This window comes from Paenibacillus pini JCM 16418 (assembly GCF_000576305.1).
Classification (GTDB): domain Bacteria; phylum Bacillota; class Bacilli; order Paenibacillales; family Paenibacillaceae; genus Paenibacillus_AQ; species Paenibacillus_AQ pini.
Genome location: NZ_BAVZ01000003.1, coordinates 308,501 through 331,958 on the forward strand (window position 1 = coordinate 308,501; position 23,458 = coordinate 331,958).

The 23,458-nt window shown below is 41.7% G+C and carries 19 protein-coding genes, 2 pseudogenes and 1 riboswitch; of the genes and pseudogenes, 4 read left to right on the forward strand and 17 right to left on the reverse strand.

Annotated features, from left to right (window positions below):
• Window positions 1-63: 63 nt before the first annotated feature.
• From JCM16418_RS06745 to JCM16418_RS06755, 3 genes are read right to left on the reverse strand one after another with little or no spacing between them, the layout of a single operon-like run.
• Entirely contained in the window at window positions 64-951 is an 888-nt protein-coding gene (locus JCM16418_RS06745; protein ID WP_036647088.1) for an aldo/keto reductase, read from the reverse strand.
• 48 nt (window positions 952-999) lie between these two features.
• Window positions 1,000-1,773: an SDR family NAD(P)-dependent oxidoreductase gene (locus JCM16418_RS06750; RefSeq protein ID WP_036647089.1), complete on the reverse strand. Its 774-nt coding sequence runs from the start codon at window positions 1,771-1,773 to the stop codon at window positions 1,000-1,002.
• Between the two features lie 54 nt (window positions 1,774-1,827).
• The gene (locus JCM16418_RS06755) at window positions 1,828-2,322 is read right to left on the reverse strand and encodes a GNAT family N-acetyltransferase (RefSeq protein WP_036647090.1); all 495 of its coding nucleotides are present in this window, start codon (window positions 2,320-2,322) and stop codon (window positions 1,828-1,830) included.
• Between the two features lie 145 nt (window positions 2,323-2,467).
• Between JCM16418_RS06755 and xerS the strand changes: the two genes are divergently transcribed.
• A complete protein-coding gene (gene xerS, locus JCM16418_RS06760) occupies window positions 2,468-3,550 on the forward strand; it encodes a tyrosine recombinase XerS (protein WP_036647091.1) in 1,083 nt (360 codons plus the stop codon).
• A gap of 58 nt (window positions 3,551-3,608) precedes the next feature.
• On the opposite strand, the gene mobB is transcribed toward xerS, so the two are convergent.
• The 7 genes and pseudogenes from mobB to JCM16418_RS06795 form a co-directional block, all read right to left on the reverse strand.
• On the reverse strand, window positions 3,609-4,184 hold the full coding sequence (gene mobB, locus JCM16418_RS06765; protein ID WP_052020094.1) for a molybdopterin-guanine dinucleotide biosynthesis protein B: 576 nt from the start codon (window positions 4,182-4,184) through the stop codon (window positions 3,609-3,611).
• Window positions 4,184-5,452, reverse strand: coding sequence for a molybdopterin molybdotransferase MoeA (locus JCM16418_RS06770; RefSeq protein WP_036647092.1), 1,269 nt, complete (start codon window positions 5,450-5,452; stop codon window positions 4,184-4,186). The genes mobB and JCM16418_RS06770 overlap by 1 nt, the downstream gene beginning before the upstream one ends.
• A 166-nt stretch (window positions 5,453-5,618) precedes the next feature.
• Window positions 5,619-6,373 (reverse strand): annotated as a pseudogene (locus JCM16418_RS06775) (DUF4247 domain-containing protein).
• Between the two features lie 11 nt (window positions 6,374-6,384).
• On the reverse strand, window positions 6,385-6,891 hold the full coding sequence (locus JCM16418_RS06780) for a DUF4178 domain-containing protein (RefSeq protein WP_036647093.1): 507 nt from the start codon (window positions 6,889-6,891) through the stop codon (window positions 6,385-6,387).
• A gap of 54 nt (window positions 6,892-6,945) precedes the next feature.
• The gene (locus tag JCM16418_RS06785; protein ID WP_036647094.1) at window positions 6,946-7,350 is read right to left on the reverse strand and encodes a DUF350 domain-containing protein; all 405 of its coding nucleotides are present in this window, start codon (window positions 7,348-7,350) and stop codon (window positions 6,946-6,948) included.
• A gap of 164 nt (window positions 7,351-7,514) precedes the next feature.
• A complete protein-coding gene (locus JCM16418_RS06790) occupies window positions 7,515-8,183 on the reverse strand; it encodes a PspA/IM30 family protein (RefSeq protein ID WP_036647095.1) in 669 nt (222 codons plus the stop codon).
• A 261-nt stretch (window positions 8,184-8,444) separates the two neighbouring features.
• Window positions 8,445-9,467 carry an NADH:flavin oxidoreductase/NADH oxidase gene (locus JCM16418_RS06795; protein ID WP_036647096.1) on the reverse strand — a complete coding sequence of 341 codons (1,023 nt, stop codon included), beginning with the start codon at window positions 9,465-9,467 and terminating at the stop codon, window positions 8,445-8,447.
• A 178-nt stretch (window positions 9,468-9,645) separates the two neighbouring features.
• Here JCM16418_RS06795 and JCM16418_RS06800 point away from each other — a divergent pair, with 178 nt between their 5' ends.
• Window positions 9,646-10,497 carry a polysaccharide deacetylase family protein gene (locus JCM16418_RS06800; protein ID WP_052020095.1) on the forward strand — a complete coding sequence of 284 codons (852 nt, stop codon included), beginning with the start codon at window positions 9,646-9,648 and terminating at the stop codon, window positions 10,495-10,497.
• 76 nt (window positions 10,498-10,573) lie between these two features.
• Here JCM16418_RS06800 and JCM16418_RS06805 read toward each other — a convergent pair whose 3' ends face one another.
• Window positions 10,574-11,230, reverse strand: a complete 657-nt coding sequence (locus tag JCM16418_RS06805) for a 3D domain-containing protein (protein WP_036647097.1) — start codon at window positions 11,228-11,230, stop codon at window positions 10,574-10,576.
• A riboswitch (cyclic di-AMP (ydaO/yuaA leader) is annotated at window positions 11,231-11,396 on the reverse strand.
• Between the two features lie 331 nt (window positions 11,397-11,727).
• Here JCM16418_RS06805 and ppk1 point away from each other — a divergent pair.
• Entirely contained in the window at window positions 11,728-13,836 is a 2,109-nt protein-coding gene (ppk1, locus tag JCM16418_RS06810) for a polyphosphate kinase 1 (protein WP_052020096.1), read from the forward strand.
• On the opposite strand, the gene JCM16418_RS06815 is transcribed toward ppk1, so the two are convergent.
• The 4 genes from JCM16418_RS06815 to JCM16418_RS06830 form a co-directional block, all read right to left on the reverse strand.
• Window positions 13,802-15,346, reverse strand: coding sequence for a Ppx/GppA phosphatase family protein (locus JCM16418_RS06815; RefSeq protein ID WP_036647098.1), 1,545 nt, complete (start codon window positions 15,344-15,346; stop codon window positions 13,802-13,804). The genes ppk1 and JCM16418_RS06815 overlap by 35 nt on opposite strands.
• Before the next feature lie 175 nt (window positions 15,347-15,521).
• On the reverse strand, window positions 15,522-16,244 hold the full coding sequence (locus JCM16418_RS06820; RefSeq protein WP_036647099.1) for an amino acid ABC transporter ATP-binding protein: 723 nt from the start codon (window positions 16,242-16,244) through the stop codon (window positions 15,522-15,524).
• Complete coding sequence (locus tag JCM16418_RS06825; RefSeq protein ID WP_036647100.1) at window positions 16,231-16,890, reverse strand: amino acid ABC transporter permease; 660 nt, start codon at window positions 16,888-16,890, stop codon at window positions 16,231-16,233. The genes JCM16418_RS06820 and JCM16418_RS06825 overlap by 14 nt, the downstream gene beginning before the upstream one ends.
• A gap of 119 nt (window positions 16,891-17,009) precedes the next feature.
• The gene (locus JCM16418_RS06830; protein ID WP_036647101.1) at window positions 17,010-17,798 is read right to left on the reverse strand and encodes a transporter substrate-binding domain-containing protein; all 789 of its coding nucleotides are present in this window, start codon (window positions 17,796-17,798) and stop codon (window positions 17,010-17,012) included.
• A gap of 304 nt (window positions 17,799-18,102) precedes the next feature.
• Here JCM16418_RS06830 and JCM16418_RS06835 point away from each other — a divergent pair, with 304 nt between their 5' ends.
• Window positions 18,103-19,854 carry an alpha-glycosidase gene (locus JCM16418_RS06835; protein WP_036647102.1) on the forward strand — a complete coding sequence of 584 codons (1,752 nt, stop codon included), beginning with the start codon at window positions 18,103-18,105 and terminating at the stop codon, window positions 19,852-19,854.
• A gap of 64 nt (window positions 19,855-19,918) precedes the next feature.
• On the opposite strand, the gene glgA is transcribed toward JCM16418_RS06835, so the two are convergent.
• Both glgA and glgB read right to left on the reverse strand, forming a co-directional pair.
• A complete protein-coding gene (glgA, locus tag JCM16418_RS06840; RefSeq protein ID WP_036647103.1) occupies window positions 19,919-21,349 on the reverse strand; it encodes a glycogen synthase GlgA in 1,431 nt (476 codons plus the stop codon).
• A gap of 2 nt (window positions 21,350-21,351) precedes the next feature.
• Window positions 21,352-23,261 (reverse strand): annotated as a pseudogene (glgB, locus tag JCM16418_RS06845) (1,4-alpha-glucan branching protein GlgB).
• Between the last annotated feature and the right edge of the window lie 197 nt (window positions 23,262-23,458).

Genomic DNA, 23,458 nt, shown 5'->3' on the forward strand with positions numbered 1-23,458 from the left:
TCGGCTCTATTCGAGCCAATCTTCTATCCTCTCATTCATGTTCATGTGAAGCTTTTATTATTGCTATCTTTTGCCGACCCAATCATCGCCAGCTACTTCGCGCCACCGTGCTCTGATTTCTTTATATACATCCTTGGCCAATGCTCCTTGCTGAAGCAGTTCAGCATTTTGTGCCCAGCGCCCCGGCTTATTCGTACCCACAATCGCGCTATCTACACCCGGTGTACTTAAGGCAAACTGCAGCGCAATTTCAATCGCTTGAGGACTTTTCAAAAAATCATAATCTAGTTCAAGTAGCCGCTTCCAATATTCATAAGGGTATGACGTTTCAGGTAATGTATCAAACGTCCACGCCACGTTTGCAATCGGACGTTTGATAACAACTCCCATACCGCGTTTCTTCGCTTCTGGTAACGTAAGATCTATGGATTCCTGATCCGCGATGTTAAGTGAGGTCATGAGACTATCAAACATCCCCGTTTGTACAGCATAAAGTGCTTCTATACTGTCACCACTATAGCCGATATAACGAGTCTTCCCTTGCTGTTTTGCACGCTGAAGAACTTCAATAGCATCCCCTTGGCGCAAAACCTCTTCTGTACAGGTGTGTAGATGGATGACATCGACATAATCCACGTTTAGTCGCTTCAAGCTGCGTTCAATACTCTTTTCTAACATCGCAGGATCCCAATCCTGCCCTTCCAACCCAGCAGTATGCCCGCATTTCGTGAACAGGAAATAGTCATCTCGGCGTCCAGGCAATGCTTTTCCGATCAATTCCTCGCTCTCACCATAACATTCAGCGGTATCAATGAGGTTTAAACCAGCATCAAGGGCACTGTGGAGCAGCTTCTCCACTTGCTTAACATCCTGATCACGGCCAATCTCCGCACCGCCAAATCCTAGTATACTTACGTCCATTCCTGTATTCCCAAACATACGCTTCTCCATCTACTCATCCCCCATGATATGATTTATTAGTAGCTGTAATGCAAGTGACTAGAATCCGTAAATACTCATTCCGCCATCCACCAATAGAGTTTGTCCCGTAACATAGTTAGATGCATCCGATGCTAGAAAAATAACGGGTCCTACAACTTCTTCTAATTGACCAATTCGGCGAAGCGGTGTACGATCTACGATTTCCTTCATATACTGCTCATCGCTTAGTAGCTTCTCCGTAAGTGGGGTGCGGAAGTACCATGGGCCTACACTATTCACACGGATGTCGTATTGCCCCCACTCCAAAGCTAAAATTTTGGTCATTTGTATAAGCGCCGCTTTGGTTGAGCCATAGACCACGCCTGTTCGAAGAGCAACATGCCCACCAACCGATGAAATGTTAATAATACGTCCACCGCCGTGCTCCTTCATGTATTGCCCAGCCTGTTGTGAGGCCATAAAGGCCGATTTCAAATTGGTCTGTACAATCGTATCCCATTGATCCTCCGTAACTTCTAACGCGGGCGTACGAATATTCATCCCTGCATTGTTTACCAATATGTCGAGGTTACCAGCATCTCTAGTCACTTTTGCAAAAACATGCGCAATTTCTTCCTTAGATGTAATGTCAGCAGGTATTATGTAGGTTTGAGCCTTTGTACAGCTGCGAATGAGCTCCGCAGTCTCCTCTAGATCCGCTGATGTACGTGATACAAGAGCAACGTCACATCCTGCTTCCGCAAGCCCAACGGCTATCGCTCTTCCGATCCCTCGGCCCGCTCCTGTCACGATCGCAGTTCTTCCTTGAAGTGAAAATGATGGTAAATACATATGTTTACTCCTCTGCTTTGATTCATGCTATGCAGTAAATATGCTAGCAATCTGCTATTGTCTGCTCGTTATGAAATATTGACTGATATTACCGTTCTCCTGAACTATATTCTCTGTGTACTCTCCAAACGTATAACTATCAATAACACGCCGCCAAAAAGCCTGCGCTGCCGTATTCGATCTCACCTGTGTCACTTTCCATCTTCCTTGAAATCGGTCAAATAGTGTATGTGCCGCCCATGTACCCAATCCATTACGGCGATATTTATTCATAATAAAAAATTCAGTCATATAATAATCACCCTCAGAATCCGCTATCAGTCTGTCGACTAATGCAAACCCTGCCGGCTTCGATCCGTGAGTAATGAGATATACATGTTTTCCTAGTCCACTCGTCCAATAATCCTCAATGTCGGGGTATTCAGGATACAATCCATCTTCATTTACATCAATATCTAAATACCGCGTGAAATCATAAAAATACAGCTGCATTAGTGCATTAATGACATGCTTGCGCTGTGGTGGAACGAGTTCCAATCGAAAATCCATGTACCACCCTTGGTCCGAAGTTATGCACTGATATCCACTATATAACTTTGTCTTACCTCGGGCAAGGTTATACACTACTTCTCACTACTAAATGACACAATATGATACTATAATAATAAATCTAATTAACCCTGAGGTGATGCCCATGAATGTACAAAAGGAAATGGACCGCAAGAAGCTTGATGACAAAGTGCTGGGCATGCCCTGGTTTGTACAGCAATTTATTGATTATAAATTGCCCGATCTTTCACCGTCTACCTTGCTGGAATATATACGCGACTATGAGACATTATTCAATTGGTTACGGGCTGAGGGACTTTCCGAGGCCTCAGATAACCGACAGGTAACGCTCAAAGAACTTGAAATGCTACGCATTGAGAATATCGTAAGCTACCGTCTCTATCTGACAACCCGCCGCGAAGGTGCCAACTCTAAAATTACGGTGTCGCGTAAAATATCATCTGCCCGTTCGCTCTTTCATTATTTAAGCCAGATTGCCGAAGATGAAGAATTTTACCCACTACTGAAGCGTAATGTCATGGCCAAAATTGAAATCAAACGAATTCATAAACCCAAAGATACAGCGGCAAAGTTAAAAGGGAAAATTCTTGAAGAAGATGAGCTTCTGGAGTTCATTGGTTATATTCTTGAGGGCTATGCTGCGGACGTAGCTAACAATAAGCAAGCCTTATATGCTCATGAATTAAATAAGGAACGGGATGCTAGCATCACAAGCCTTATTCTCAATTCCGGGCTTCGCGTATCCGAAGTAGTCAACTTGAATTTAGATGACGTCGATGTTGGTAATAAGATGCTTTACGTTTATCGAAAAGGTAATAACGATGAAACGTTCAAAGCCCCGGTCTATTTCCGGGAACAAGCGAAGGATGAATTATCGACATATTTACAGCTCAGACAAAGCCGATATAAAGCACCGAAGAAGGAAAAAGGCCTATTTCTTGCGATACCTAATGGACAACAGGAAGGTAAACGGATGACGAAACGAGCCATTCAAGCGATGATTATTAAATACGCTACCCGCTTCGGCAAGCCTTACTTAACGGTACATAAGCTGCGACATTCTTTTGCCACCGACTATTATTTACAAAATGATATTTATAAAACCAAAGAACAGCTAGGTCATGCTTCTACAGAAACGACTGAAGTTTATGCTCATCTTACGGACAAAACCATGTCTGATGCGATCGAACGACGTGTCGAATCTTAAATGGAAAAACCCAGTTCCCCTTTACAGGAGACCGGTTTATTTGTATTCATACTATTAACTATTCATGTTGTTTATATAATAATTTCAACCAAGTACCCACTTCTTCGATCTGTTCTTTGCTAAATACAGGTATCGCTTCCTTTTGTTCTATAGAAAGATGCGCAGAAACATCACGCTTGTCTAACCATGTTACAATGGCTCGGAGCGCTGTTAGCTCCTGAATTAATGGTAGTTGATCCAGCTCACGAACCATGACGATTTTCGGGTATGATTCCATTTTAAAACCTTCAATTAAAATGAAATCATAATCTTCAAATCCATTAATTAATTCAGTAAGAGGTGTTTGCCGCTCAACCATTACTGCTGTTCGACGTGAAGATACCAATGCTACACCCTGTGCACCCGCTGCACGCTGACGGTACGAATCGGTGCCCGGATGATCCACATCGAAGCTGTGTGCATCATGTTTAATAACCGCGACTCGAAACCCACTGGATGTAAGCCATTCAATTAATGAACAGGTAAGTGTCGTTTTTCCGCTATTTTTATACCCAACCACTTGGCATATGACAGGTCCTGCATGTTTACCTTGCTTGGTTCGGAGACCGCTCCCATGTAATGTTGATCTGTCCATTAAACATTCTCTTTCAGCAGGACAATCTTCACCTTGGTTCCCGCTGGTGTCGTTTGTTTAGCTGGTGGGATTACGATTAGACACTCACTATCTTTAATCGTGACCATCACACTGGATTCATCAATCGCGGCTGGAACTGCATAAACCAAGCCTTCACGAACTTCAATCCGTCCACGTACATAACGGGTAAAACCATTTACCTTCGTATAATCCTGGTCTAATATTGCCGTCCACTCTTTGAGATAAGGCTCAGGACTTTCCATCATGCCTTGTATCGATGGACGAACAAAAAGTTCAAAACCTACGAAACATGCTCCCGGATTTCCAGATAAGGCGAACAATAACTTGCCATTCTTAACAGCTGCAGTGGTTACGCTACCCGGACGCATTGCAATTTTATTATATAGCATATCTACATTCTCACTACGAACAAGATCGCCCATAATATCATAATCACCCACCGATACTCCGCCACTTGTTACGACAGCATCATATTCTTCAAGTGCTTTCTCGACCTTAATCCTTGCAAGCTCAAGATCATCCATGACAGCTTCAAGGATGAAAGGCTCTCCGCCTGCCTTGATTACCTGAGACGCCACCATATACGTATTACTGTTACGGATTTTACCCGGTTCAAGGGGTGCATCAATCGCTAATAGCTCAGAGCCTGTAGAGAAAATAGCAATTCGTGGTTTAGCATATACCTTCACCTGATGAACTCCAAATGTCGCCAGAACTGATATTTCACCCGCATCGATACGTGAACCTTTACGAAGAATGGAGTCACCCTCCTGCAATTCTAGACCAATCGGAGTCACATTTTTCCCGTCCTCAATCGGCCGTTTTAAACCAACTAGATCTTTTCCTCCCTCGCTTCGTACTTCTACGACTTCGAGCATCACCACGGCGTCTGCCCCATCAGGCACTGCTGCACCCGTCATAATTCGAGCCGCCGTTCCCGAAATAATTGATTTGTGAGAAACACTACCGCAAGGAACCTCATCTATAACCTCAAGCCATACCATATGGCTTGAACTACAGTCTACAGTATCTGCTGACTTCACTGCATAACCATCCATACCTGAACGGCGGAACCGAGGAAAAGGATGCGGAGCACTCACATCTTCAGCTAGATAACGTCCATGACTATCTTGAAGTTTTATCAATTCTATCGTACCTGGTTTTATATAGTTAGCTATTAGTCGCTGCGCATCGGCAACCTGTAGCGCTTTACGATGAAATTTATGATGTTGATCTGAAGCATTCATGATGATACACCTTCCCTTAATCACTTGATGGCACCCATATACCCTATTAGTTATAGCGTTAAAACCTTATGATAGCAAGCCTAAGCCCCCTGCTAGCAAGGCCGTAAGCACAAATAAAACGCACGAGCATATCCGCTCGTGCGTCGAGATCATAGCGATAAGCTTGTTATCGCCTAGATCTTCTTGTTATTTTACCCGAACCTACACGGCTCTTAGGCTTCGTATAGGACCTTTTCGGAGAATCAAAGATTCCCCCCGACCCTTTGTTTCTAGAGATACTGCCTTTACTCTTATTCGTGCTGTCTGAGTTACGGTTAAAGATGCTGCCACCCGATCCCACGCTATCGCTGCTTTTACCACGGCGGGTTAAGGAACCCTTGCGATCAACAGTTAACGGTGGTGCGATTTTCTTATCAGTTGCAGTTGGTTGTTTATAGGTTCCTTGCTTAGCTGATAGACATCCCGGCTCGAATAACCACGATATTTACCTACGCCACCACCTAAAGAATCAAACAAATGACCGATAATGGTTGCTGTGATATATCCTTTGAGAAAACTGGAATCATAATTTCGTTGAACATATTCTTGTGAATCAATTTCAATCAATGTATCGGTAGGTTTAGCCTGATCCTTCTGCAGATGGTACCATTCTTTGCTATAAACCAGAAACATCCGCTCATTATCCACTTTGGATATTTGATCAGGTGTATTTGCATTCTCCAGCTCCTGAGCAACTTCAGGGACTGTTTTGTTTGCCGCACGGTACACATAAGAAGTGGCATTACCATCACGATTCACCGATTCCAGTGGGTACGTATCTTTGATGTTCGGTGCTCCGCATCCGCTCAGCAGCGACACTAGTAAGCTAAGTATCAATACTATTTTTATGCTGAGCAGGGAATTAACCTTCAGTCCCTTCATACGATTCACTCCTAATTGGCCCGGATGACTTTCACATCGGCAGGAATTACTTTTTCGCCCTCATATAACATAAAGCGTCCGTTCTGCCATTCAATGCGTACTAATCTATAATCATCGGACTGATATTGCCATACATGCTGTTCTCCACCCTGTGTAAAAGGAGTCTTCCCTTGAATCAGCACCAACCCTTCATACTCTTCTTCCATATAAAAAGTTCGGTCATCTAGTTCAAGTTCTGTCGGTACCTCACTGGGGTCATCCAGTCGCCCGTCAAGCGGTGAATACAGACTGTATTGCACTGTTTCACGCTCTTCAATATGCAGATATGCAATCGTATTGCCATCTTGCAAAGTCAGTACTACTGCGTTGCGCCCCCTGTTATGCACTCTACCCACCACTTGATAGGTGACTAATGATACTTCACATATATCATCAGGCATCAAATCAAGCATACTTTTCTCAACTTTCGGTGATTCTGGCTTCGCAAATAAATTCCCGATTCGTTTAAAAACACTCATGTTATCAGACTCCTCGTGTTATAGCTATCATCCTGTGTCTATCCTATATGGTTCTTATAAACAGGCCGTAATAACCAATGCTCCAACAATATGCAATGTTCCTGCGAATAAGCCGTATCCAACTTTGCCCTGCTGTGTGCCTGCATCCAGATCTAGCTTGGCCCAGACTCTAAGCAAAATACGTACGAGTGCTTCGAGAATCAGCAGAATGAGGAAGGAAACGATAGATACGACTAACGCTTCAATAAGTTTATTGGATGTGCCAATCGATACAGAGAGAATATACCCTTGAGCGAGCAGTTTGAGAACCAGTCTCGTCGTAACAGCCATGTTCCCTGCCTTGACCTCTTCGAAATCCTTGTATTTTGTAAATAATGAATCCACGAACATGAGAATCGTAAGCAGTACTGCTCCCGCTCCCGTCCATACAAGTATGCCTATCAAAATATTTAAATCCATGAACAGCCCTCCTTATAAAGTAAATAACCATTTACAATTTGTAAATTCCACCATCTCCAGCACGATACTTTATACATAATAAAAGCGAAGGAGAAAAATGACAAGATGTCCCCTTCGCTGCTAAAGAAAGATATGCTGTTGTTTCGAAGCGATGGTAATACCGCTTATTTATTCTCGTATTGTTTCATTAATGCGGCAAGCTCATCATCAACTTGTTTGTCCTTGCCCAATTGTTCAAATTCATCGTCTAGAGATTTGCCTTTGGAGGACATTTCATTACTAGCTTCCGCTTGAGCCTCCATTTGTAACATCTTCTCTTCCATTCTCTTCATGCCGCCTGTAGCGGAGTCGGAGTTAAACCCGTTCATTGCTTTATTAATTTCGGTTTGCGCTTTCGCTGCATTAAAGCGAGCTACCAGCGTTTCACGTTTGTTCTTCATTTCTGTAAGCTGTTTACGCATTTCATCTAGCTTACTTCGCAGGTTGTCTGCGGATGCTTTATTCTGATCATAGCTCGACTTGTATTCCGTCATTTTCTGTTCAGCAGCTTTCTTCTCTTCTAGAGCGCGACGTGCGAGCTCTACATTCTGGGCTTGAGCAGCCGTATGAGCTTGCTGGGTACGTTTCTCTACAAGTGCCTGCTGTTCTTCGTATAACTGTTTGAATTTCTTCTCAATTGCAATCTGAGCAGCTACCGCTTTCTCAGCATCCTCCAAATCCTCGGACATATCACGGATATATTGGTCTGTCATTTTCACCGGATCTTCTGCTTTGTCAATAATAGAGTTAATGTTAGACATTGTTAAGTCACGTAATCTCTTGAAAATAGCCATGGTTTGTTTTCCTCCCAAAATTGTAATTGATCTTTATCAAAAATGATCCAATTGATACAGTAATACGCATTTCGAGTCGACTCGTTTCACAATTTATGCAAAATATTAAGCCAGTCTTTTTATACCCAAAACCAAACATATATTTACCAATAATATCATATCCACCCTATACCTATGGAATCACACTTATGCCATAACAATTTGATGGGACAAAAAAACGTATGAACCACAGTATACCATGGTCCATACGCTTATTATCATTTAAAAACCACGCTCATACTGCGTAGGCACGGTTACATCCCCACTTAATGCCTTAGAAGCGTGCAAAGCCCAGTATGGATCTCTTAGCATTCCTCGTCCTACTGCTACTAGGTCTGCCTTCCCTTCCGTTATGACGCTCTGCGCTACTTCATAAGACTCTAGGAGACCTACGGCAATCACAGGTACATTTAATTCGGCCTTGATATGTTCAGCTAAGTCCACTTGATATCCTGGTACAGCTTTAGGTCCGCCATTGGAACCAACATGTCCTTCTCCACCAGAAGAAATATGGAATATGTCCACACCCGCATCCTGATAACGACGGCAGAGGTCAGATGCGTAATTCACATCATAACCACCTTCGACATATTCCTTCGCAGAGACCCTCATTAGAATAGGCATATCCGCTGGTATAACTTCTTTGATAGCTCGAATGATCTGTACTCCGAACAAAGACAAATCTTTGCCGTATTCATCTTCACGTTGATTGGTGAGCGGTGAATGAAACTGATGTATGAGATAGCCATGAGCACCGTGGATTTCGATCGTATCGAATCCAGCCTCTACAGCTCGGCGTGCTGCTTCTTTATGCGCCTGCACCATATCCTGAACTTCGTCATGAGTCAGTGCATGGGGAACCTTATATTTCTCGTCGAATCGAATCGCGGATGGAGCGACTGGTGGATTAGCATCCTGCGCTTTACGTCCGGCATGACCGAGTTGAATTCCTATTTTAGAGCCATACGAATGGACTTGATCCACTATTTTACGATAAGCAGGAATTTGTTTATCATCCCAGATCCCCGTATCTTGATTAGTAATACGCCCATCAGGATGAACACCTGTCATCTCTACAATGATGAGTCCAGTTCCTCCAACCGCACGGCTTATATAATGCACATCATGCCAAGCGTTAGGGATACCATCTTCAGCTACAACAGAATATTGGCACATTGGCGGCATAACAATGCGGTTCATAAGCTTAAGTCCTTTTAATGCAAAGGGAGTAAATAAATTCGTCATTCGTTTCATTTCTCCTTTCATTTCTATCTGTATAATATACTCTTATCCAAACTGTACTCATTTAGTATACACTTTTCAGTAGTAAAAGAAAAATACATTCATAATTAATAAATTTTTATAAATTGAAGGGATTTCGGGTATAGCTATGAACATTGGAGAAAAGGAGGGAACGATAACAATGGCTCGATTTTGCTGGAAGTTGACCCTTCTGCTTCTCGCTTTTTCCTTGTTCATGCCACAAGTTCTGTTTAACCGTGTCGAGGCAAACCATTTACAATTAGTTGAACCAGAAATTGATCAGAAATTCTCGGTTCCTGTTCATAAGAATGACCAAACAGACCAAAGATCTTCCAAGAAGCTTAGAGAAAAGCAGATCGTTAGTCTTGGACAATTAAACCGAAAGTATCCTGAAACCTTCATCATTCACGGACCAAGGCTGATGCAGGTTGCCCTTACTTTTGACGATGTACCTGATCCGAGGTTTACACCACAAATTCTAGATGTGCTGGCGAACGAGAAGGTGAAAGCTACATTTTTTGTGATCGGGAGCAGGGCACAACAACATCCACGTATGGTGTCGAGGATCGCAAGAGAAGGCCACATCATTGGCAACCATTCGTATAATCATCCACAGTTTCATAAAGTTCCGCTATCCGCTTATCAGCAGCAAATCAACCGAACCGAACAGATTATTGATGGAATTATTGGTTATAAACCTGCGCTTATTAGACCTCCATATGGCGACATTACGGAGCCACAGCTGCGGTGGGCTAAACAAACAGGGTATACCGTTGTGAATTGGAATGTGGATTCCTTAGATTGGAAAGGACTCAATAAGGAAGCCGTTAAGAAAAATATAATGAATACAGCGGGACAAGGCTCCATTATTCTGCAGCATGGCGGTGGCGGCACTGGATCTGATTTGAGTGGAACAATTGCTGCACTTCCAGATATCATTCGACAGCTTAAGAAAAAGGGATATACCTTCGTTACCCTTCCAGAAATGCTGAATATAAAAAAGAACAAGTAATAAAAAAACACCTCAGAAACAGGATTTTCTCCTATTTCCGAGGTGCTTCTCTCATTCAAAATATTATGTTTGTATGTTATTTAATGAAATAGAGCTCAATATTTTGGAATCCAAAGTTGCTTACAGATTGCGCACTACCTGGAACAAAAATATCTATGCGTTTACCTTTAATTGCTCCGCCCGTATCTCTAGCTGTGGCAACAAAAGCTTTTTTAGGCAGTCCATTGAAACTATGACCCGTAACAAGAACCTTTGTACCTAATGGAATGACTTTTGGATCGACTGCAATCGTTCCTAGTTCAAGTGGATTACCGAAATAATCAACCGCTCCCCATTTACCATTCTCACTAGCAGCTGAAGAATATGCCGTAGCTTTTACATCTAACGTTTTACTGTAATTAAAGGTTTTACCCCATGCTTCAACGGTCTTGTCGCCCGAGTTTATATTTAATGAAGCTGTAATTACTTCCGGCTCGCTACTTTCGGCAGCGACTACACCCGTGTTTTTCCCCGGAATATTAAGCTCAAGTCCTGCATAAATGTTAGTTGCTTTTACATTTGAATTCGCTTTTTGTAGTTGATCAATATTCACGCCATATTGCTTAGATAGGGCATAGAACGTATCCCCTTCTTTCGTAACGTGAACGCTATCCGCATGTACCGGAACAGCTTGTACTGCGAGTGTAATACCAATTGCCATTGCTAACGTCTTTAACATTCTGTGTTTTTGCATAATTCCTCCTAAATTTGTGCCTGCGAGGTTAGCTGTCGGATTCGGATTGAGGAGACAACCCTTTGCGCACAATGCGCAATTCACCCCAAGAGTACAATCTATTCCGATTGCACTGCAGATTACATCCCCCACACTTTACTCTGGAAAGTTTCGGCTCAACAAATATATCACAATTTTGTAACCTATGCGCAAGAAAATGTTACCATTTTGTTTCCGTGTTACTAGATGTTTGAGCATAACATGCGCTGAAGGGGGCTTTAAGAAACTATATTCTGACCTAAAAAGTTACAATTCCTTTATATTCATCCCATGGTTTTTTTGGGTAATAATATGGTTTGGAACTTATATTCATAGGAAATGAAGATAGGTTTGCATCTAAATCGCTCTATTTTACATTGCGATTACAAACTTTTACCTTCCTGTTTACATTCTTTCACTCCTTTCATAGTAGAATAAAAGAATATAAGAACCGCGATTATTTAGAGACGGAGGCATTTATGTTAACTAAAGATAAGGAACACATTCATATGAAGCATTCGCCTACGACCACCAGCTATTTAAATCGAGATTTAAGTTGGATTGAATTCAATTGGCGTGTCATGCAAGAAGCGCAAGATGCAGACACTCCACTACTAGAAAAAGCACGCTTCTTGTCCATCGTGACAAGTAATTTAGACGAGTTTATCAGTGTACGTGTAGCTGGAATTCAAGACCAGATTAGGGCAGGGTTTACCAGACGAGATTTCTCCGGATACTCTCCATCTGGCTTGCACAAGCGTCTTTCCAAACGAGTCGATAAAATGGTAACTGAACAATATCGTACATACCGTGATTTAACTCGCCAGCTACATAAAGAAGGAATCGTATTTGTCGAGTATGAAGATTTAAATATGAGTCAGAAGGAACTGATGGAAGCTTATTATCAAAACATCATTTTTCCAGTTCTAACGCCAATGGCTGTCGATCAGAGCCGTCCTTTCCCTCTTGTCCATAGCCAATATGTCTATCTTGCCGTGCTACTGGATAAAGAAGAACAAAATGATGAAGAAGAACCTTTCTTTGCGATCTTGCAGATCCCTTCAAATCTATCGCGGTTTATCCCGCTTCCTCAGCGCTCTAACAGTAAAAAGCGCCAGTTTATTATGATCGAGGAGCTTATTAAACATCATATTCATACGTTGTTCACTGGCTACGCACCGGTGGCTGTGCATGAATTCCGCATTACCCGAAACTCTGATCTAATGATTAATGAAGAAGGTGCGGAGGATCTGATCGAGGAAATTGAGAAGGAACTGCGCAAACGTAGACGCGGGGTACCTGTAAGACTGGAAATCGAGAAGGGATTTCATCCAACCGCGCTTGCCTTACTTCAAGAGGAATTTGAAATTTCAGATTTCGTCTTTGAAATCGAAGGTCCGCTCGATTTAAGCTTTCTTAGAAACTTTGCGAATAGTTTAAAAGGTTACTCTCATCTTAACTATCCACCAATTGAGCCTGCATACCCTGCTGAATTTTTAGATCATGATGACTTTTTCGCCGTTTTGCGGGAAAAAGATGTACTTGTCTATCATCCATACGAATCATTTGAAGCTGTGAATGATTTCATCGTCCAGTCAGCTGAGGATCCTGATGTGATGGCAATTAAAATGACTCTATACAGAGTGAGTGGTAACTCACCTCTAATCCAGTCACTTGCTTATGCTGCAGAATCAGGCAAGCAGGTGACGGTCGTGGTCGAGCTAAAGGCTCGTTTTGATGAAGAGCGTAATATAGCTTGGGCTCGTACACTTGAAAAGGCAGGTTGCCATGTTGTTTATGGATTGCTTGGTCTAAAAACACATGCCAAAATAACGCTTGTGGTCCGCCAGGAAGAGAGCAGCCTCAAACGTTATGTTCATGTAGGTACGGGTAACTATAATGGCAACACGGCTAAAGCCTATACAGATCTAAGTCTATTTACAGCCGATCCAGTCATTGGATCAGATGCATCGGAATTGTTCAACCAGATTACTGGATACTCTGATATTAGGGAATGGCAGGCTTTCACCGTTGCACCGACAGGTATGAGAAGTACCTTATTCGAACTGTTTCAGAGGGAAGCGAAGCATGCTGAGGCAGGAAGACCCGCTCGCATTATAGCCAAAATGAACTCCTTATCCAATCAAGAGATGATTGATGAACTTTATGAATCCTCTCGTTCTGGTGTGCAAATTGATCTCATCATTCGAGGGGTTTGTTGTTTAAGGCCAGGCATTACTGGACTCAGTGAAAATATAACCGTACGCAGTATTGTTGATCGTTTTCTAGAACATTCACGGATTTATTACTTTGAGAATGGTGGACATCCGGAAGTCTGGCTGTCCAGTGCAGACTGGATGACTCGTAACTTGACACGCAGAATTGAATTAATGTGTCCTGTTTATGATGACGGACTTAAACATACCATTGTACGTATTCTCAAACTTTCGCTACATGATAATGTCAAAGCCCGCTATCTATTGCCTAACGGAAACTACGAACGTGTGCAGGATGGCGATACAGCGCTACGAAGCCAGTTCGAAGCCATTCAGGTCAGCACGTGGAAGAATAATGAATCTGCAACTTAACATCCCATGATTTAGTAAATACTTTAGCGGCAGATTCAATCTCACGCTTTTCAAGAATAGCTTCTCCACTGCTGTGCAGGTTAAGTGTTAAGATTCCTTGATCATATTCGGCCGTGGCATGATCAATAATCTGTGTTTCGCTTTGGTCCATCGCGGTACATAATTTTAATAATGAGCCTAAGCGGTGAATTAAGTCCTCGTCGGAAGCCAGTAAAATGTCCTTGTAAGGTATGGACAATTTCTGCTTCCGGCTTTTTGTGTTGTAAGAAGAAATCAGCGAGCTGAGCACAATTTCACGATGCGAGAATCCACGAAGTGGAGCATTCAAGAGCCAATACATCGTGTGTGTCTCGAACTGATAGTAGTTGATCCGAGTTCCTATTTTATAGAGCATGGAGGAAACATAAAGTAATTTCTTGTGACTTACTTCATCTTCATCCTCATACTCATAGTTATTCTCTAGCTTCTTATAGAGCATTGTAGCCATCTTGTACACATGTTCTAAATGTGGACGAAGAAGATTTGATTCGAAGCCCAGAATGGATTCAACCGTGCTTACAGCGAGATTCTCCTCAACAGGTTGCTCTGGTCTAAGCCAGTGATGAAGCATGCCTTCACGAAGTCCTGCGCCACTGATCATACATTCCTTTGCTTGTGCAAATTTAAATACAGTGTGAAAAATGATCAACCCCGGCACGATTAAATCAGTACGCTGCTTAGACAGTCCAGGAATTCTTTTTCTCTGCTCAAGTGGTATCAAGGGAAGTGTTTTATAATAATCAACAATCGTTTCCTTGCCCATTGCATAATGGTGGGTAGACGGTAGCGAGTATTTACGGTTTTTTTGATCCATTTTGCCTAGTGCACGAATCGTTCCACCAAGTCCAATCATGGTTAAGTTCGGCTTAGACGCAATCCAAGGATGGTTCTCAAGCGCATTCTGCACATACGATACTAACGCTTCCATCTGATCTTCCTGCCAATCGCCACTCTTCTTCCCAAATTTGAGATTGGTGTTCACAGCTCCAAATGGGAGTGAGATGCTATGCAGCAACTTTCGATTCTCGAATAGTGTAATTTCCGTGCTCCCGCCGCCGATATCAATGAGCAGTCCATCTTCGACATCTAACGAATTAATGACTCCTAGGAAACCGAAATATGCTTCCTCCTCTCCACTTAATACGTCAATCTTCAAACCTGTTTTTGTATGTAACAATGCAGCAATTGCTTCGGAATTTGTCGCGTTTCGAATAGCAGCTGTAGCACCTACACGGATGTCATGTACCTGATAGGTTTCACAAATTCGATGATATTGAATGAGAATCGAAGCCACAGACTCCATTGCTTTGGTGCTAAGTGTTCCATCCTCTTGTATGTGTTCACTAAGTCTAGCTGACTCCTTGCTCTCATGTAATGCTCTATATCCACCGTTTTTGTTCGTTTCAAATATAACGAGTCGAATTGAGTTTGAGCCAATATCCATAATTCCAATACGTTTATTGTCTTTCATCTTTATACTCCTTGTCATTCATTTCCATGATGTTTTAAAAAGCAATATCCACAGCATATTCATCTTCTCACCATTAATCAAGCTAGTGAAGCATTTATTCATATAAAAAAAGAGCCCGGCTCGCAAATTCGCGTCCTGACTCCTTATATTAGAATATCCCCTTCATCCCTTCAACCTATAACACTTTACTGAGAAAATCTCGTGTACGGCTGTTCTGCGGATTACCAAACAGTTCAGCAGGCGTTCCCTGCTCTATAATTTGACCGCCGTCCATGAATACAATTCGGTCTCCTACTTCACGCGCAAAGCCCATCTCATGAGTGACAATAACCATTGTCATTCCGCCTTCAGCAAGCTTCTTCATGACTTCTAATACCTCGCCGACCATTTCTGGGTCAAGAGCCGACGTCGGCTCATCAAACAGCATGACATGTGGCTGCATCGCAAGTGCGCGTGCAATGGCAATACGCTGCTTCTGCCCACCAGATAGCTGAGAAGGATAGGCATCCTGCTTATGAGCTAGTCCTACGGTTTGAAGTAAGTCTAAGCCGATAACTTCGGCTTCTGAAGGCGATTGCTTCTTCACCTTAATGGGCGCTAACGTTATATTTTGAAGCACGGTTTTATGAGGAAATAAATTAAATTGCTGAAATACCATGCCCATCTTCTCACGTGTTTCATTAATATCATGTCTCTTATCCGTAATTACTTGTTCTTCAAACGTTATTTCTCCACTTGTTGGAGTCTCCAGCAGGTTCATGCAGCGAAGTAAAGTACTCTTACCTGATCCACTTGGACCGATGACGACGACAACTTCACCTTTAAAAATATCTAGGTCAATACCTTTTAATATTTCAAGCTTACCAAATGACTTATACAGATTCTTAACGGTTATCACTTGCGTTCAACCTCCGTTCGTACAAACCAAGCAGCTTGGATAATGAGAAAGTGATAATTAAGTAAATTAAGGCAATAATGAGTAGCGGTGTTAAGAAGTCATACGTAATGCCACTTACCTTTTGAGCCCCATACATCAAATCAGCTACACCGATGATAGAAACGATAGAAGATTCCTTAATTACCGTTATGAACTCGTTACCAATCGCCGGAAGAACACTTTTTAACGCCTGCGGAAGTATAATATGTCTCATGGTCATTCCGGAGCCCATTCCGAGTGATCTAGCAGCCTCAGCTTGTCCACGGTCAACTCCTTGAATACCTGCACGGAATATTTCTGCTAGGTACGCTGAACTGTTTATAATCAGTGTAACAGCCCCAGATTCAACGGGTGTGAATTTGATTCCAAAACTTACAAGACCATAGTGAATAATAAATAACTGAACGAGCATAGGTGTACCTCGTATGCATTCAACCCATATTGTACCTAAAAAACGTAGCAACCAGAACCGGGACATCCGCATAAGGGATATGACGATCCCCAGCATAAATCCGAATATGACACCTATTACAGCGAGCAATAGTGTATATTGTATCCCTGTAAGGAAATAGGAGCGATACTCATATATCATTGTAAATATATTCATAATTTCCCTAGAACCTCCCTCAAATAAATTGTGTTAAAACTAACAGAAAAATGGCTATTAATCGAAAAAATAGCGAATCCTTTTCGCTATTCTCTCACGTGATGATGAATATGCTTATGTTATTTTGTAGATAATTCACTTGCTTCAGAAACAAACTGTTCGATTTTATTTTCTGATTTCAAACGATCTAACGTCGTATTAATTTGTTTCACAAGTTCTTTATTCCCTTTTTTAACTCCGATCGCATAACCATCTTCTTCGTTGACTGGCACAGCATCCGTAATCACAAGTCCCTTAACGTTCTTAATATAGGCTTCCGCAACTGGTTTTTCCATGATACTTACATCAACACGACCTGAGTTTAGTTGCATGATAATATCCGAAATTTTACTAAGCCCTGTAATTTTAGCGCCCGGAATCGTTTTAGCGATATCCTCTTGAATGGAGCTATTCTGAATACCAAAGCTCGCTCCTTCAAGTGCCTTCATCGTATTGTATTTCTCTTTATCAGCTTCACGTACAACCACAGCTTGCTCTGCTTTATAGTAATTGTTTGAGAAATCCACTTGAAGCTTCCGTTCTTCTTTAGGAGTCATGCCCGAAATAACCATATCAATACGTCCCGTGGACAACTCACCGAGAAGTGATTCAAAGTTCATATCCTTAATTTCTAAATTTGCATCCATATCGGCAGCAATTTGCTTCGCAATTTCGATATCGAATCCTACAACCTGATCCTTACCATCTACTACTTTATGAAATTCATATGGAGGAAAATCAGCACTTGTTCCCATTACGATTGTTTTACGCTTCGAGTCACCTTCACTCTTATTGTCACCACATGCACTAAGAACCGTAACTGCTAGCATCAAACATAATACCATTTTCATCGTACCCATTTTCTTCATTATCTATCTCTCCCATCATCTAATGTAATCTTATAATTTTTCGTCCATTCATTTTCAGAAACAGAATGAAAAGACTGAATCATTATAAGACTAAGCTGCATCTTTATGCAATGTAATAATTATACAATTTAACTACTATTCAATAATTTGACGTATTTACAAATGCATACGCTCGATAAACATTGCTGTTATTTGACAAATCATTTTATTCTTCACATGGTTCAGCCTAAATCTATTCGTGTATTGAATACAATGTTATATCGATACATCTGGTTTAATTTACACTTCCGGGAGGGAACTAAACATGCTGTTAGAAGCTTTTTATCATGTTCCAAGAGACAAATGGGCCTATGCATATGACGATCATACGATTCACTTACGTGTCCGAACAAAGAGAAATGATGTCGATAGCATTGTCGTATTAGCAGGAGATAAATATGACTGGGATCAGAGCTACTGTGAAATTGCGATGGAAAAGGCAGCCTGTGATGAAATGTTTGATTTTTGGGAGGCTGCTGTAACACCGAAATATAAACGCTTGAGTTACGCTTTCCGAATCACTGCGGGCACTGAAACCTTATATATGCTAGAAACAAGCATCTCTCACCATTTCCCATTCCCAACAAACGGTTATTTTGAATTTTCTTACATACATGAAATCGATGTGTTTAAAGTACCTGAATGGGCCAAGTCAGCCATATTCTATCAAATTTTTCCTGAACGTTTCGCTAAAGGCGATCCTTCTATTGATCCTGAGGGTACTGAACTTTGGGGTGGTAAACCTACCCGTGAGAACTTTTTCGGCGGTGATTTACAAGGAGTTCTAGATCATTTAGATCACTTAATAGATCTAGGGATTAATGCCATTTATTTCACACCATTGTTTCGTTCTCCATCAAACCATAAATATGATACGGTGGACTATAAACAAGTGGATCCTCAATTTGGTGATAATGCCTTGTTAAAGCGTGTGGTTGAAGTCTGTCATGAAAAAGGAATACGCGTCATGCTTGATGCAGTGTTTAATCATTGTAGTGAGCAATTCCCTCCATTTCAAGATGTGCTTACAAATGGAAAGGAATCAAAGTATGCTGATTGGTTTCATGTAAATGAGTTTCCAGCAAGAGTTCAGAATGGTATTGCTACTTATGATACCTTTGGTTTCTTTGGAAATATGCCCAAATTTAACACTGCCAATCCTGAGGTGAAACAATATCTACTCGATGTCGCTCAATATTGGATTAAAGAAATTAAGTTGGATGGCTGGCGCTTGGATGTGGCAAATGAAGTCGATCATCACTTCTGGCGCGATTTCCGTAAGGTTGTTAAACAGGCTAACCCGGAAGCTTATATAGTGGGTGAGGTATGGAGCGACTCACTTAACTGGCTAAATGGTGATCAGTTTGACTCCGTCATGAATTATCCTTTTGCTGACAAAGTGCTTGAATTCTTTAACGGTAGAATGGATGGACTGACTTTTGCCAATCGAACGGGTGCGATCCTGATGCGATATCCTCAACAAACAAATGAAGTTGTCTTTAACATGCTTTGCAGTCACGATACACCTCGCCTATTGACTCGAGTAGGAAATGACAAACGCCGACTTAAATTGGCAGTCGTGTTCTTGTTCACCTTCATGGGGACGCCATGTATCTTTTATGGTGATGAAATTGGTCTGACGGGCGATGGCGATCCGGATTGCCGCAAGTGCATGATTTGGGATCCATCCAAGCAAGATCGAGAACTGTATGATTTCTATAAGATCATGATTAAATTACGTAAGGATCACAAAACTCTGAATGAAAGTGGTCGTTTCCGATTCTTAAAAGCAGATGCCAATGATTCCTGCATCGTGTATGAACGTATGGATGACCAATTCCACTTCATCATTTGGATGAATAACACAGACAAACACCAGACGCTGTCTCATCCGATTGTAATCACCGATTGGAAAGATGCTCTATCGAGCGAACCTGTAGTTCCGATTAATGGTATGATGCATATTGGACTTGATCCATACGGATATCGAATCATATATCGTAAACTAAATAATTAGCATAGAAAAACCGCCGCGTCGATGTTGACACGGCGGTTTTTTCGGACCAAACGATTGAATCTCATCATTCAGAAATCTGATTATAAATTTCCATATATTCTTTGGCTGATACGTTCCAGCTATAGTCTCCGTTAAATGCTGTCTTCACAATTTGATTCCATCGTTCAGGTTGATTGTAGAACGAAGTTGCACGGCGGATCGTATGCATCATATCATGGGCATTATAATCAGTGAAGGTAAAACCATTACCTTCTCCCGTAAACTCGTTATACGCGTGTACAGTGTCGTTCAGCCCACCTGTTTCTCTAACAATAGGGATGCTCCCGTATCGCAGTGCGAGTAATTGACTAATACCGCATGGCTCAAATTTCGAAGGCATCAGAAACAGATCACTTGCCGCATAAATTTTACGCGACATCGCTTCGTTAAAGCTGAGCTGCGCAGACATTTTACTTGGAAACCGGTTTGCCGCTTCTCGGAACCAGTCCTCATAGACCCGATCACCTGTACCTAAGATAACAAATTGAACATCATCAAAATACAATAATTCATCCAGCACGCGCATGACCAAATCAAGACCTTTTGAATCCACAAGCCGAGTCACCATACCAATTAAAGGCACCGTTGGCGATACAGGGAGATTAATCTCCTGTTGTAACTGAAGTTTATTCTCACGCTTTTTAACCAAATTAGAACGATACTTTGTATAAATCGTGGGATCTGTTGCTGGGTTATAGCTTTTGGTATCAATACCATTCACAATCCCGCTGAGTCGTCCTCCTAAGGATTGTAGTAAGCCCTCTAACCCATATCCATAATGACTTGTCTTAATTTCCTGAGAATATGTAGGACTGACAGTCGTTACATGATCCGAATAAATAAGACCGCCCTTCATATAATTAACATTCCCATAATATTCAAGGCCTTCTGAGGTGAAGTACCCATTATGCAGCCCAAGCAATTCATGCAACACTTCATAAGGGAAAATACCTTGATAGAGCAAGTTATGTATCGTAAATACCGTCCTAATATCATAATAGAACGGATTGTGCCTATAATGAGCCTGTAGCAGTACAGGAATTAATGCAGTATGCCAATCATGGCAATGAATGACATCCGGTTGAAAGCCGAGGACAGGCAGTACTTCAAGTACAGCCCGGTTAAAAAAAGCAAACCGTTCCCCGTCATCACCATAACCATACACACCATCACGGCCAAAATAAAACTCGTTATCGATAAAATAATACGTGATTTGATCATGTACTAACTTCTCGATACCACAGTATTGGCTTCTCCAGCCCACAGGAACCTGCACTTCCGCTATATGCTGCATTTCTTGTTTATATTTATCAGGTATCCCCCTGTATTTTGGAAGAATAACCTGTACCTCTGCCCCACCCCGTTGCAAAGCCTGTGGTAATGCTCCGATTACATCTGCTAGTCCTCCTGTCTTAATAAACGGAGTCGATTCCGCAGCAGCAAATAAAACTTTCATGCCTAATTTCCTCCTTCAGTTCGTTTTGTTCTTTTCGTTTCTTTTTTGAATATAACCATACTAAGACCAGGCAGCGTGAATTCGATACTTTGTTTCTGGTCATGCCAAGGAATTTTGTTCGTCGATTGCGCTGTTACGATATTTTCCGTTTCATTGGACCCGGAATATACTGGATCTGCACTGTTAAAGACAGGTACATACGTGCCCGCACGAGGCACACCGATTCGGTAATTCTCACGAGTTACAGGCAGAAAATTAATTACAACGATTAACGTATCCCCAGTTTTCTTGCCTCTTCTTATATAAGAAATAATACTTTGCAAATAATCATTTGGACAAATCCATTGATAACCCTCTATCTCATGATCCAGCTCCCATAGTGCTTTTTCCTCGAGATACAATTGGTTAAGATCAGCTGTATATTTTTGCATGGTGCGATGGCTTTCATAATCCAGCAACATCCAATCCAACTGTTCTTGATCCTTCCACTCGATAAACTGCCCAAACTCGCCTCCCATAAATAACAGCTTTTTGCCTGGATGCGTCATCTGGTAACCAAGTAAAATACGGAGTCCAGCAAATTTCTGTTCATAAGTCCCGGGCATCTTATCTAACAATGACTTCTTGCCATGTACGACTTCATCATGTGACAACGGGAGCGCATAATTGGCAGAATAAGCATAGGCGATGGGAAACGTTAGCAAGTTATGAAGAGAAGGTCTTTCCTCAAACGAGCTTTCGAAGTAATCCAGCGTGTCGTTCATCCAGCCATATTCCACTTATAATTGAAACCAAGCCCACCCTCATGCACAGGTGAGGTGATGCCCGCCCAAGCACTTGATTCTTCTGCCATCATAAGTGCGTTTGGAAAATATCGAAAAACTGCAGTATTTAGCTTTTGGATAAAATCGATAGCCTCGGTGTTCTCATTACTTCCATGATCATTAAGCTGGTACTGACCTTCTTTTTTCTCAAAATCTAATTTAAGCATACTTGTTACCGCATCTACTCGAAGTCCATCAATATGGAATTGATCTAGCCAGAATAACGCATTAGAAATCAGAAAGGAGTGGACTTCTTTCTTGCCGTAATCAAATGTAAGGGTTCCCCATCCAGGCTTCTCTGCTTTGTATGGGTCACTGTATTCAAACAAAGGGGTTCCATCGAATAAACGAAGTCCATGCGCATCCTTTGCAAAATGGGAAGGTACCCAGTCCAGAATTACACCGAGATCTGCTTGATGACAGCAATCCACTAAGTACATAAAGTCATGTGGTGTACCAAATCTGCTAGTTACGGCATAATATCCCGTGCCTTGGTATCCCCATGATAAGTCATAAGGGTGCTCTGCCATCGGCATAAATTCCACATGTGTATAATTCATTTCCTTCAAATATGGAATGAGTATGTCGGCCATTTCTCGGTAAGAATAATAGGTGCCATCCTCTTTTTGCTTCCATGTACCAAAATGAATTTCATAAATATTAATTGCTTTATGGTATGGGGACTTTCTCTTCCTACGCCAAGCTGCATCCTTCCATACATACCCCTCAAGCGATGTGACGACTGAAGCTGTTGCAGGTCTTAATTCCGCTTGAAACGCATATGGGTCTGCCTTCAAAAATCGCTCACCGCTGGGTCCCGTAATATCATATTTGTAAAAAGTGCCGGGTTCAATCCCAGCTACAAAACGACTCCAAAAACCCGAATCGGGTATCTTATCTAATGGATCTGTATCACCATTCCAATTATTCCAGTCCGATGCTAACCCTACCTTTAGGGCATGAGGAGCCCATACGGTAAATCTTATGCCTTCGAGCCCATTCTCAATCGCACGATGCGCACCGAGATATTGGTAGCTGTGATATGAGGTCCCTTCATGGAACAAATATATATTATCTGATGAAATCATTGTTTCTTTTACTTTTGCCTCATTGACCAATATAATCACCCTCTTTATAAATATAGTGCACACCATTCTTTACCCTATTTTAGGGGAAATGAATTATGAAAATAATGTTTGAAAAATAAAGTTGTAATTTTTCAGGAATTTTTCAATATACTCGTTTCATGTGGTCATTTATCCGTTTAAGTATATATCACATGGAT